The sequence below is a fragment of the Flavobacterium sp. SLB02 genome (assembly GCF_009664855.1).
Lineage (GTDB): Bacteria > Bacteroidota > Bacteroidia > Flavobacteriales > Flavobacteriaceae > Flavobacterium.
Window position 1 is genome coordinate 4,331,006 of record NZ_CP045928.1, and the last position, 13,655, is coordinate 4,344,660.

Genomic DNA, 13,655 nt, shown 5'->3' on the forward strand with positions numbered 1-13,655 from the left:
CAAAATGCTTCCAATAGCCTTTCAGCTTTACATCAAAGAACGCTTCAATTTTCGAACTTAAAACAGGGAAGGATTCCAAACACAACACGACTGTTTATACAATAATACTACCTTAAAACATAGTTTATCGGATATAACGCAGCTAAAAATAAGATTAGAAAAAGAGCTTAGTCTGAATTTATTTTAAAAAATAAAGAATTCTTTAATTAATTTATTATTTTTTACTACACTTCATTTTATTAAACATAATTGTACAAATGCTTTCTTGCACATTTTAGAAATGACTTATCTTTGTAAAAAACTAAAAATGATGAACAAAAAAGTAATACTTATGATTTTAGACGGTTGGGGAAAATCTCCTGACCCTAAAGTATCTGCAATAGACAATGCAAACGTTCCTTTTATAAACAGCCTTTACCAAAACTACCCAAGTGCACAACTTAGAACCGACGGATTAAATGTTGGTTTACCTGAAGGGCAAATGGGAAATAGTGAAGTAGGTCATATGAACCTGGGTGCCGGAAGAATTGTATACCAGGATTTAGCCAAAATAAACTTAGCTGTAGCACACCAGACACTTGCTAAAGAACAAGTTCTTGTTGATGCTTTTACTTATGCTAAAGAAAACAATAAAAAAGTTCACTTTTTAGGATTAGTTTCTGATGGTGGTGTTCACTCTCATACTTCTCACCTACGCGGATTAATTGATGCTTCGCAGGAATATGGTTTAGATCAGGTTTACGTTCACGCTTTTACAGATGGACGTGATGTTGACCCTAAATCAGGAGCAAAATACATCCAGGATCTGGAAGAACACATTAAAGATACTCCTGTAAAAATCGCTTCAATCATTGGTCGTTATTATGCGATGGACCGTGATAAACGTTGGGAACGTGTAAAATTAGCTTATGATTTAGTTGTTAATGCAATAGGAACTCCGTCAAAAAATGCGGTTGCAAGTATTCTTGACAGCTATTCACATCATGTTACAGATGAGTTCATTGAACCAATTGTAATGGTAGATGAAAACGAAAAACCTTTAGCTACAATTGTTGAAGGTGATGTGGTGATCTTCTTTAATTTCAGAACCGATAGAGGCCGTGAACTTACAGAAGCGCTTTCGCAACAAGATTTTCACGAGCAAAACATGCACAAGCTCAACTTGTATTATGTAACGCTTACCAATTACGACGAAACATACCAAAACGTAAAAGTAGTTTACAATAAAGATAACATTACCGAAACTCTTGGTGAGGTTCTTGAAAAAGCAGGCAAAAAACAAATTCGTATTGCCGAAACAGAGAAATATCCTCACGTGACGTTTTTCTTCTCTGGCGGTAGAGAAACTCCTTTTGAAGGTGAATCCCGTATTTTGAGAAATTCGCCAAAAGTAGCTACTTACGATTTACAGCCAGAAATGAGCGCTTATGAACTTACAGCTGCTCTTGTTCCTGAATTGAATAAAAAAGAAGTTGATTTTGTTTGTCTAAACTTTGCTAATGGAGACATGGTAGGTCACACCGGAATCATGAGCGCGGCAATCCTTGCCTGCGAAGCTGTTGATGCTTGTGTAAAGCAAGTTATCGAAGCGGCTCTTGCCAACGATTATACCACAATCGTAATTGCCGATCACGGAAATTGCGAAACCATGATTAATCCTGACGGAAGCCCAAATACTGCGCACACAACCAATCCTGTGCCGATTATTTTGGTTGACAAAGAATTAAAAAACATTGAAAATGGTGTTCTTGGTGACATCGCTCCTACTATTTTAGAATTAATGGGAGTTCAGCAGCCAAACGCAATGACTTGTCATTCGTTATTGTAGAAGCACTTCATATTATTTGACAACAAAAAAAAAGAGACATGTTTTTATAATTTGTCTCTTTTTTGTTTTTCCAGCTGTCCCTGAGCAATCACACCACAAAATAGTGATACGTCCACTCTACGCAATAAATCAAAATCCCGATTAAACCTCCAACCAGAGTTCCGTTGATTCTAATGTATTGAAGATCTTTCCCTATTTCTAATTCTAATTTTTCTGAAACTTCTTTACCATCCCAACTTTTTACGGTGGAAGAAATTAAATCTCCAATTACTTTTTTATTGTTTAACAGAATAGAAAGTAAATCGTTTTTGATGAAATTATTGATCTTATCGATCATTACAGGATCTTCGTTGATTCCGTTTCCAAAACCCTGAATCAAGCCTGAAATGCTATTTTTAATCGAAGATTGATCACCTTTTTCTAAATCATTTGAAATAGACAGTTTTATTTCATCCCAAATTCCGTTGATATAATCCTGAACTTCTTTTTTGCCTGCAAAACTCAAAATCATGTTATTGATCTTGATCCGCATTTCTTCGGAGTTTTTTACTTTATCCAGAAAATCATAAACGTATTCGTCTATTTTTATTCTTACTGCGCTTTCCGGATTCTTAGCTTCATGTAAAAACTCCGCCAGTCCATTAAAAACACCCTCTGAAATCTTTTTATCTGCCAGGCCAAAACTTAAGAACGGCGTAGATTCCTTCACTTTTTTACGAATCAGATCTTTGTTATTACTCAACTCTGTACTCATCACATCCAGAAGGTTGGTCAGCAGTTCATCTTTTACATTGCCTTTTTGCAAAGGTTCTAAAGCCAATGCTACCCAATCTCCAAAATTGATTCCTTCCAGTTTCTCCTTAAATTGATATTGAATAAATCGCTTTATGTCTTCATCTTTTATTGTTTTTAAAATTCCGGGAATCATATTCACCGCGACAAGATTGGCAATTTTATTGGCATTTTCCTGTTGAGACAACCAATCCGATGCTTTTGTAGCAAAGTTGAATTCCTCTAATTTAATTTCTAATTTTTCACGATTCAGAAATTCTTCAGAAACAAAATTCCCGAGGTTTTCACCAATCTCATTTTTCTTGGTCGGAATAATAGCGGTATGCCAAATCGGAATTCCTAACGGATGACGAAATAATGCCACAACAGCAAACCAATCGGCAATTCCGCCCACCATTGCCGCTTCGCTAAAAGCCTGCAGCATGGGAATTTTAAAGTAAATAGCGATGATAAATAAAAGCACTGCGACGCCTAAAAGGGCTAAAGCGTTGCCTTTCATTTTATTTAAAGCTTTTTTCTTGGATATATTTTCCTGATCTATAGACGTTTCCATAATTTAATTAGTTTTAACTCTTACTAATTTACGTTTTTTCCGGCAAATCGAAACGTTATTTATTGTCGTTTGCCACGAATTGCACGAATTAGCACGAATTACAATTACTTTAAAATTGATTTTTAATAATCGAATTAATTTTAAGCCGATTATAAAAATTAATTCGTGTTAATTGGTGAAATTCGTTGCGAAAATTTTAAACACTTCAACATAAAAAAAATAATATTAAAATCGTACTTTTGCCAACTGAAAATCCGAAATTATGATTATAGTAAAATCACGTGAAGAAATTGAATTAATGCGCGAAAGTGCTTTGATCGTATCTAAAACATTAGGAATGATTGCTTCTGAAATTAAAGAAGGAGTTACCACATTATATTTAGACAAATTGGCTGAGGAATTTATCCGTGATCACGGTGCTGTACCAAGCTTTTTAGGATTATATGATTTTCCCAATTCACTTTGTATGAGTCCAAACTCGCAAGTTGTGCACGGAATACCTAATAATACACCTTTGAAAAGCGGTGATGTTATCTCGGTAGATTGTGGCGCTTTCAAAAACGGATATCACGGTGATCACGCGTATAGTTTCGAAATTGGAGAGGTTGCTCCTGAAGTTAAAAAACTTTTGCAGGTAACGAAAGAATCTCTTTACGTAGGAATCAGAGAATTTAAAGCCGGAAATCGTGTTGAAGATGTTGGAAATGCGATTCAGAAATATACTGAAGGACACGGTTACGGAGTTGTTCGCGAATTGGTAGGTCATGGTTTAGGGCAAAAAATGCACGAAGAACCAGAAATGCCAAACTACGGAAAACGAGGTCGCGGAAAGTTATTTATCGAAGGGATGGTTGTCGCAATCGAGCCAATGATTAATATGGGAACAAAAAATATCAAACAACATAAAGACGGCTGGACAATTACCACTGCTGACGGAAAACCGAGCGCACATTTCGAACACGACGTGGCTTTAATTGATGGAAAACCAGAATTGTTATCGACTTTTCAGTACATCTACAAAGCTCTTGGAATTGAAAGCAATGAAGAAGATGAATTCAGAAAAGTGCCGTTAGTTCTATAATTAAAATTCAACCCCGAATAAACCCTGTGAAAAAATTATTCAAATTAGTACTTAATACAATACCCCGTCCATTATTAATTCGTTTGAGCTATGTGGCTCGTCCGGTTTTGGCATTTTCATTAAAAGGAACAAAATATACTGATCCTATTGACGGGAGAAGCTTTAAATCGTTTTTACCTTATGGATACGGAAAACAACGTAATAATGTGCTTTCTCCAAGTACACTTTCGTTAGAGAGACACCGTTTACTTTGGTTGTATTTAAATGATCAAACAGATTTTTTTACTGCGCCAAAAAAAGTATTGCATTTTGCACCGGAACAAGCTTTTTATAAAAGATTCCGTAAGCAAAAAAACCTTGATTATACTACAACCGATTTGTTTTCGCCTTTGGCCGATGTAAAAGCAGATATTTGTAATTTGCCTTTTAAAGACAATGAATACGATGTGATTTTGTGTAATCACGTTCTGGAGCATATTCCGGACGATACAAAAGCCATGCAGGAATTATTTCGCGTGCTAAAACCAGGCGGAATGGCGATTCTTCAAATTCCACAAGATTTATCGAGAGCGGTAACTTTTGCTGATGATACTATTACAGATCAAAAAGAACGCGCTAAAATATTTGGTCAGTACGATCACGTTCGTATTTACGGCCGCGATTATTTTGATAAATTAAGAAGCATTGGTTTTATCGTAATCGAAGAAGATTACACCAATAAAATTACACCGGAATTAGTAGAGAAATATTGTTTGGCAAAGGGAGAAATTATTCCGCTTTGCTTCAAACCAGAAAACTAAATCGTTCGGATTTTTTCACCCTATAAGTGATATAAGTTCATTTAAAAAAGTTTTTAGAATAGCAGTATTTTGAAAACTTTTTTAGTTTAAACCACTTCCCAAATTACAATTCAACCTAACCGCCTTATCTTGGATCTTTCAAATTCATTTCAATTTTGTTTTGATATCAGTTTTGAAAAAAATCTGAATCATTATATTCCAACTGCCTACATCGTTGAGAATACCGATGACATTAAATATTTAAATAAAAAAGCTACTAAAGATGTACTTGAAAGTTTTTTTATTGTTTTTGATCAATTAGATCCTGAGACAAAAAAAATATTGACGGCTTGCGAATCATTAAAGCCTGAGTTTATTTTCAAAAAATTTAGTACAAAAATCAAATCGGCAAAAACAATTGCTGATTTGCAAAAAGATTCCAAAATTGAATTTGCCATTCGTCAGCATTTGCAGCTAAATTTGGGCACTTTTTATACTTTAATCCTACAAAAGCAATTTCCGTTGTCTCTTAATATGAGTCCCGAAAAGGACTTCTATAGATCCAGAGTCAACACCAATCCATTGCATTTTGAACCTCAGATTGAATTTAACAAACATGCCGAAGGGATTACGTATACCTTATCTTTAAAAGAAAACGAAACTTTATTTTTACCAATGAACAGCAGTGTCGAAATACTGCTGGATGAGCCAAGCTGGTTGATTATTGATAAAAAACTAGGGCAGTTAAAGGATCTTAATGCTAAAAAACTGATGCCGTTTTTAAAGAAAAAGTCAATCGAAATACCTTCAAAATTAGTTGACAATTATTTTAAAAGCTTCATTCCTGAAATAGCAAAAAAAATAGACATTGAAGCTACTGGTTTTGAAATTGAACATCGTGATCAAATTATATCAAGCACGATCCAACCTGTTTTTGATTTCTTTAAAAACTGCTATTACCTCAACCTCTATTTTGATTATAACGGTTATTCGTTTGACAGCAGTAAAACAAAAAAAACACATTCGTTTGTTGATTTTAGCGTTGCCAACGAACCTAAAATCATTCAGTTTAAACGCAGCGCCGATGAAGCTTTATACACTGACAAATTATCTGAGCTTGGTTTAGTAAAAATCAAAAACGAGTTATTCGGATTAAATTCTGACACAGAAAACCCTGATCCTTACGTCAATATTCAATTTGTTATTGATCATAAAGAAGAACTGGAAAGCTTAGGATTTACAATCCTGAATTTAAAACTGGAAAGCAAAGAAATCATTGCAGAAAATCATACCATTTCAGCCTCAAAAGAAGAAACAAAAGAAGACTGGTTCGACATTAGAATAATCATTACAATTGGCGCTTATACGATCAATTTCAGTGAAATTATTCCCAATATAAAAAGCAAGGAAAGACTCTTTTTATTGCCTGACGGAAACTATTTTCTGATTCCGCTGGAATGGTTGAGCAAATATGGTTCACTGGCAAAATTGGCCAAAAAAGAGAACGCAAATTTACTTTTGCGTAAAAGTAATTTTGCTGCTTTGGATGCGATTCCGGAAATCAAAGACGATATTATTCACAAAGCAGAATATACCTCTTCTGATTTATTAAAAGCTTCATTAAGACCTTATCAGATCGATGGCGTAAAATGGCTTTTAGGTCATTTTAATTCTAATCTGGGTGCTTGTCTGGCTGATGATATGGGTCTTGGTAAAACATTACAAACCCTGGCCGTTTTAGTCGCGGTACAGGAACAACTGGGATTTACTACTAAAACGACCAATTTTGACTTGTTTCAGAATGAAACTACTATTGAAAGAGCCCCTTTGAAAGCTTTGATTGTTTTACCTTCTTCATTGGTTTTTAACTGGTTTAATGAGGCTGGGAAATTCACACCGCATTTTTCGAAAATGCAATATGTGGGCAATGACAGAAAATTATTAGCCAGCAGATTAGCCTCAACTGATTTGATTTTTACGAGCTACAGCATTGTTCATCGTGATATTTCAATTTTAGAAAAATACGATTTTCGTTATTTAATTTTAGACGAAAGTCAATACATTAAAAATAAAAATTCTAAGATTTTTAAAGCCATTACCAAAATAAATACGGCTCATAAAATTGCCTTAAGCGGTACTCCTATCGAAAATTCGTTAGATGATTTATGGTCGCAAATGCAATTTATAAATCCGGATATTTTGGGCAGTTATGATTTTTTTGCTCAGAATTTTAAAATCCCTATTGAGAAAAAGCAGGACGAAAACACTTTGTCTGAACTAAAAAACCTCATCCAGCCTTATATTTTAAGGAGAACCAAAGAACAGGTTTTGAAAGATTTACCGGAGTTAACCGAGCAGATTTACTATTGCGATATGGATCCTGAACAGGAAAAATTATATGAAAAAGAAAAATCGAAAGCGCGGAACTTTTTGCTAAAAACAGACGGATCAAGTCCGGACAAAATTAGCATTATCAATACACTGATGAAGTTAAGGCAGCTGAGTAATCATCCGAAAATGGTCGATCAGGAATCAGAAATTGATTCCGGAAAATATAATGCTGTCACTAATTATCTCGAAACGTTAATAAAGGAGAAACAAAAGGCGATCATTTTTAGTTCGTTTGTGACTAATTTGCATTTCTATACAGATTGGTGTAAGGAAAACAAAATAGATTTTTGTGAGATTACAGGCGAAACTCCTGCCAATAAAAGAGAACAACAGGTAAAATTGTTTCAGGAAAAAGAGAAGCCTTTATTATTCTTTATTTCTCTCAAAGCGGGTGGCGTTGGTCTGAATATTACCAAAGCTTCGTATGTTTTGTTTTTAGATCCTTGGTGGAATCCTTTTGCTGAAAAGCAAGGAGTTGGAAGGGCACATAGAATTGGTCAAATGAATAAAGTAAATGTTATACGATTTATTTCGAAAAATACGGTAGAGGAAAAAATCATCAAATTGCAGGAAAACAAAAAGTTATTATCTGATTCGCTTTTAGAAGAGAGTTATATCAATGACGAAATCCAAGTGAATTTAGAATACATTTTGAGTTCTTAATAAATTTGTTTTTAGAACAACGAAAAGCGGCATCCTGTTACATTATATAAAATTCTTATATTTACAATCTTACAATTGTAATATGATGCCAAAATTTTTGCTTAGAAATCTTCTTCTTATTTTCATTTTTGCTTCGGCTACAGCCCAGGCTCAGGGAATACAAACCGAGATTATCCCTCCATATAATATAAAAACAGTTTCGTTTGTTCAAAATGGCAACAATGTAGTGCCTATATTTGAGTTAGGCGACACTTTTACCTTTCAGTTTGATGATTTATTTGCCAATGAAGCCAATTATTATTTTGAAGTAATACACTGCGACTATAATTGGAAACCAACCGATATCCCAAAAACAGATTATGTTACCGGTTTTGACAATCAAAGAATTACTGATTACTCTAATTCTTTTAATACACTTCAGGTTTATTCTCATTACCGACTTTCGTTCCCGAATCAGTTTACGACACAATTACGAATTTCAGGAAATTATATACTAAGAATTCTTAATGAAGACAGAGAGGTTGTTTTCTCGAGAAAATTTATTTTATACGAAAATCATTCGACCGTAGCAGCTCAGGTAAAACGAAGCCGTGATGTTACCAATATTGATTACAAACAAAACTTAGATTTTTCCATAGTTTCAAATGATATTGTTTTTCAGACTCCAACGCAAAATGTAAAAGTTGTATTGTTACAAAATGGCAATTTTGATACTGCTATTAAAAACGTTCCGCCACAATATACAATAGGCAATCAATTGGTTTACAAATACAATAAGGAAACCCAATTCTGGGGCGGAAATGAATTTTTGTATTTCGAGAATAAAGACATTCGTGCAGCAAGTAATAATGTGGGAAGAGTGGGTGCCAATAATGACATTTATAATTCGTACTTATATACCAATCAGGCAAGAGCCAACCAAATTTATACAGTCTATCAGGACGTAAACGGAAATTTTGTGGTTAAAAATATCAATGCTTCCAACAACGAAATTGAAGCAGATTATGCGTGGGTATATTTTACTCTTTCGGCTCCTACTTTCAGATCTACAAACAAAGACATTTATATTACAGGAATGTTCAACAATTACAGCTTGTCGCCAGAATACAAAATGGACTATAATACTGAAAAAGCTGTTTTTGAAAAAGCGGTCATGATTAAGCAGGGTTTTACTAATTTTCAGTACACAATTGCCGATAAAAAAGGCGTTATTGATTATGAAAATGCGATTGATGGAAACTTTTATCAAACTGAAAATGAGTATACCATATTGGTTTATTATAAAGAAAGTACAGATCGCTATCAAAGAGTTATAGGAAAAGGAAATGCCAACTCAATAAACATCATAAATTAAAACATTGTTAAGGATTTAGATCGAAAGATTTTTTTTTGTAGATTTGCAAGTATAACGCACACATATTTACTACTTTAGTATGGTTTCTCAGATAACAAGAGGCATAAAAATATCTGTTTTGACTAGTTTTGAAGGTACTTACTTCAAGAACTACAAGATCCACTTTGCTTTTAGTTATGTAGTTACAATCGAAAATCACAGCAAAGATTCAGTTCAGTTAACTTCTCGTCACTGGGAAATATTTGATTCTTTAAACGATCTTGAAGTTGTAGACGGAGAAGGCGTTATTGGTAAAAAACCGGTTTTAAAACCTGGAGAAAATCACACTTATAGTTCAGGTTGTCTATTGTCATCTCCTTATGGTGCAATGAAAGGCTACTTTAATATGATCAATTTTACCTCTACAAAAACATTCAAAGTAATTGTTCCTACTTTTAGAATGTGTGCTCCTTTTGCTTTAAATTAAAAACAAGTTTAAAAAAAAGCTGTTTTTTTTTATCGTTATCTTAATCATAATTTTGTCAAATTATTAATTTATCCTTTGTACTTTTGTGCAACGTTAGATTATTCGTAACAAATCAAATCATCTAACCGTTAAATTGTCTAATTATCTAATTTTAAATAACATGCTAAAAGGATTCTTTCATGTACCAAAAGCGGTAAACGAGCCTGTAAAAAGCTACGCACCTAACTCACCAGAAAAAGCAGCTGTTCAGGCAGCTTACACAACATTGTGGAATTCTAAAATTGACGTTCCGTTATACATCGGAAGCGAAGAAATCAGAACTGGAAATACAAGAACAATATCAGCTCCTCACGATCACAAACACATTGTAGGAACTTATCACTTAGCTGAAAAACAACATATTGAAAAAGCAATTGCTAATGCTCTTGAATCAAGAACAGTATGGGCAAACATGGCATGGGAACAACGTGCTGCTATTTTCTTAAAAGCTGCAGAACTTATTGCAGGACCATACAGAGCGCGTATTAACGCTGCTACAATGATTGGTCAGTCTAAAAATATTCATCAGGCAGAAATTGATGCTTCTTGCGAATTGATCGACTTTTTACGTTACAACGTAGAATTTATGACTCAAATTTACGGAGATCAGCCAAAGTCTGATTCTACTACATGGAATCGTTTAGAATACAGACCTCTTGAAGGTTTTATTTATGCTATTACTCCTTTTAACTTTACTGCTATTGCTGCCAATCTTCCTGCAAGTGCGGCAATGATGGGTAACGTTGTGGTTTGGAAACCAAGTGACAGCCAGGTTTTTTCTGCAAAAATTATCATCGATGTTTTCAAAGAAGCTGGTGTTCCTGATGGTGTTATCAACGTTGTTTTTGGAGACGCTTTAATGATTACCGATACTGTTTTAGCAAGCCGCGATTTTGCCGGAGTTCACTTTACAGGATCAACTCATGTATTTAAAGATATCTGGGCTAAAATTGGTGCTAATATTCACCACTACAAAACATACCCAAGAATCGTTGGAGAAACTGGTGGTAAAGATTTTATCATTGCACACCCAAGCGCTAACGTAAAACAAGTGGCTACAGGAATTACTCGTGGTGCATTTGAATTTCAAGGGCAAAAATGCTCTGCAGCTTCAAGAGCTTATGTTCCGCAAAGTTTATGGCCAGATGTAAAAGAACAATTAATTGCTGATGTAAAATCAATGAAAATGGGTTCTCCGGAAGATTTCGGAAACTTTATTACTGCAGTTATTCACGAAGGTTCTTTTGATAAATTAGCTGGTTTTATCGATCAGGCTAAAAAAGATGCTGATGCTGAAATCATTGCTGGTGGAAACTACGATAAATCTGTAGGGTACTTTATTGAGCCAACAATTATCGTAACAACAAACCCTAAATATACTACAATGGAAACCGAATTATTCGGACCAGTAATTACTATATATGTTTACGAAGATGCAAAATGGGAAGAGACTTTAGAATTAGTTGATACTACATCTGAGTATGCTCTTACAGGAGCTGTATTTAGCCAGGATCGTTATGCTATTGAAGTAGCGACTACAAAATTGCAAAATGCTGCGGGTAACTTCTACATCAACGATAAACCAACAGGAGCTGTTGTGGGTATGCAGCCTTTTGGTGGAGCAAGAGCTTCAGGAACTAACGATAAAGCAGGTTCTGCATTGAACTTATTACGTTGGGCTTCTCCTAGAACAATCAAAGAAACTTTTGTAACTCCTGAAGATTACAGATATCCTTTCTTGGGATAATTTCTGATTTTAGAGTTCAGATTTTAGATTTATAAAAAAGCCGCAAACTTCATTTTGAAATTTGCGGCTTTTGCTTTGTTATCTCTTTTATCTCCAAATTGGGATTTTTACAAAACTATCATTGTACCATTTTACTTTTAAGGGTTCTTTGGCATCTTTAATGGTTTCATTGGTAACGGTTTTTCCTGTTCCGTAATTAAGTTCTGAAAAAGGATTCTTATTTACGTTTACTACTACGACTAAGCGACTTCCTTTACTTAATTGTTTACTGACCAAATGCGTATTCGAAAAAGGAATCGATTCTATTTTATTTGGTTCCAATACATTTCTTGTCGTGATGTCTTTGGCATAACTGGCACGGCCTAAAAAATAAGACAAATGAAAGTATTCACCATTTGGAGTTAATTCATATAACGTAACACCAATATCCATATCTTTTTTATTGATGCTTGCCTTTATTTCTCCTACGAATGATCCGTTTACCAATATCGGCTCTTTAAACGGCTCACTTATAAAAACATATCCGTTTGTTGTATCGATTTCTTTTTTGATAATAGGATCAGGATAATACTCATTGTTTTGAGTTTGTCTGTCGGCAAAATCTACTACCTGTGATAAATAACCGTTTTTAGTGGGTTTTGTAACATTCAAAGAATAGAATCCTCCGGATTTATTATCCGTCAGATACATTTTCAGAAAACCATTGCTCATTTTATCAAGAGACGGAGCGCTTCTCCATTCATTGGCCCCCATTACCTGATAATTAATTCTGTCTTTTAAAATTTCTGGTTTTGGTCCGTTTTTTAAAATGTAATCGAACCATTCATATGTTATTTTTTTAGTATTAATTAAAGCATCTGCATCAACCTTATAACCATTGATCAGAGCAGAGCCTCCTTTTTGCGCCCCAAAATGACTATACGGACCAATCACTAAATAAGAATTGGCTTTGGGGTTGTATTTTTGAAGCTCTCTTAAATAATACAAACTCGAATTTTGAGAATCGTTATAATACCCGTCGATGACTAAAACCGGAATATTTATCTGGGCAAAATCCTTTTTGTATGGCGACATTTTCTGCCAATATTCATCAAACGACGGATGTTGTATCCAGCGCTGAAATAACCTGTTTGGAGTTCCGTCAATGCTGTCCATTTTTTTGTAGGCAACTCCGCTTTCCCACCATTTAAACTGCATATTTCTAAATCGCTGCCTGTCATTTCCTGCAACCGTATCAAGATATTTGTTACTGCCCACATAAAAAGACCATTCGTAATTAGGATTTATAAACACATTGTTTTCCATTGGCAAACCCATTCCGGCTCTATTGGCCACATAAGGCACTATGGTTTTAAGTGCGGGATGCTTTTTTTTGCACGCTGCCCATTGGGTCAATCCATTATAACTGCCGCCAAACATTCCTATACTTCCGTTACACCATTTTTGTTTACTTATCCAATCAATAACATCATAAGTATCATTGGCTTCATTTTCATAAGGAAATATTGCATTAGGACTAAATCGTTTACCCCGCGAATAGGTAATAACGCCCACATAATCTTTATCTGCTGCCTCTTTCAAGGATTTGATCCCTTTTCCTTCTTCTGCAACATAAATCGTATGTTGAAGTATTACGGGTTTTGGAACAGAATTTCCTTTTTTGCGCACTACAATTGCCGATATCAAAGCGCCATCACGCATTTTGATCATTACACTGTCCTGAATATCATAAGCACTTTTTAGATCTTCGGATTTGGTTTTACTGGTTTGCTGAGAAAATGTATTTGATATCATCAGAATAAGAAATACAAAATTTAAAATTGTTTTCATGGAAATGGTTTTATTAGCAAGCTTTATTTTAAGCTTGGCTGTTTGCTTATAACAAACTGCGTTATTAAATCTGAAAAAAGCATACAGAGATCCTCAACTAATAGAATTAGCTGTACGCATTAGAATAATTTT

General features: G+C 34.5%; 9 protein-coding genes. 7 read left to right on the forward strand and 2 right to left on the reverse strand.

Going from position 1 to position 13,655, the window contains the following annotated elements:
- Positions 1–310: 310 nt before the first annotated feature.
- Positions 311–1,828, forward strand: coding sequence for a 2,3-bisphosphoglycerate-independent phosphoglycerate mutase (gene gpmI / locus GIY83_RS16030; protein WP_194618141.1), 1,518 nt, complete (start codon positions 311–313; stop codon positions 1,826–1,828).
- Between the two features lie 88 nt (positions 1,829–1,916).
- On the opposite strand, the gene GIY83_RS16035 is transcribed toward gpmI, so the two are convergent.
- Entirely contained in the window at positions 1,917–3,173 is a 1,257-nt protein-coding gene (locus GIY83_RS16035; RefSeq protein WP_194618133.1) for a DUF445 domain-containing protein, read from the reverse strand.
- 262 nt (positions 3,174–3,435) lie between these two features.
- Here GIY83_RS16035 and map point away from each other — a divergent pair, with 262 nt between their 5' ends.
- From map to pruA, 6 genes are all read left to right on the forward strand, one after another.
- Complete coding sequence (gene map / locus GIY83_RS16040) at positions 3,436–4,254, forward strand: type I methionyl aminopeptidase (RefSeq protein WP_194618132.1); 819 nt, start codon at positions 3,436–3,438, stop codon at positions 4,252–4,254.
- A 26-nt stretch (positions 4,255–4,280) separates the two neighbouring features.
- Positions 4,281–5,054, forward strand: coding sequence for a class I SAM-dependent methyltransferase (locus tag GIY83_RS16045; RefSeq protein ID WP_065452128.1), 774 nt, complete (start codon positions 4,281–4,283; stop codon positions 5,052–5,054).
- A gap of 129 nt (positions 5,055–5,183) precedes the next feature.
- Positions 5,184–8,087, forward strand: a complete 2,904-nt coding sequence (locus GIY83_RS16050; protein WP_208682483.1) for a DEAD/DEAH box helicase — start codon at positions 5,184–5,186, stop codon at positions 8,085–8,087.
- A gap of 85 nt (positions 8,088–8,172) precedes the next feature.
- The gene (locus tag GIY83_RS16055; RefSeq protein ID WP_194618140.1) at positions 8,173–9,441 is read left to right on the forward strand and encodes a DUF5103 domain-containing protein; all 1,269 of its coding nucleotides are present in this window, start codon (positions 8,173–8,175) and stop codon (positions 9,439–9,441) included.
- Positions 9,442–9,520: 79 nt separating this feature from the next.
- Positions 9,521–9,907: a Co2+/Mg2+ efflux protein ApaG gene (gene apaG, locus GIY83_RS16060; RefSeq protein WP_065452127.1), complete on the forward strand. Its 387-nt coding sequence runs from the start codon at positions 9,521–9,523 to the stop codon at positions 9,905–9,907.
- 160 nt (positions 9,908–10,067) lie between these two features.
- Positions 10,068–11,693 (forward strand): L-glutamate gamma-semialdehyde dehydrogenase, encoded by a 1,626-nt coding sequence (gene pruA / locus GIY83_RS16065; RefSeq protein ID WP_208682485.1) that lies wholly within the window; start codon positions 10,068–10,070, stop codon positions 11,691–11,693.
- Between the two features lie 87 nt (positions 11,694–11,780).
- Here pruA and GIY83_RS16070 read toward each other — a convergent pair whose 3' ends face one another.
- The gene (locus tag GIY83_RS16070) at positions 11,781–13,523 is read right to left on the reverse strand and encodes a CocE/NonD family hydrolase (protein WP_208682487.1); all 1,743 of its coding nucleotides are present in this window, start codon (positions 13,521–13,523) and stop codon (positions 11,781–11,783) included.
- Positions 13,524–13,655 lie beyond the last annotated feature (132 nt).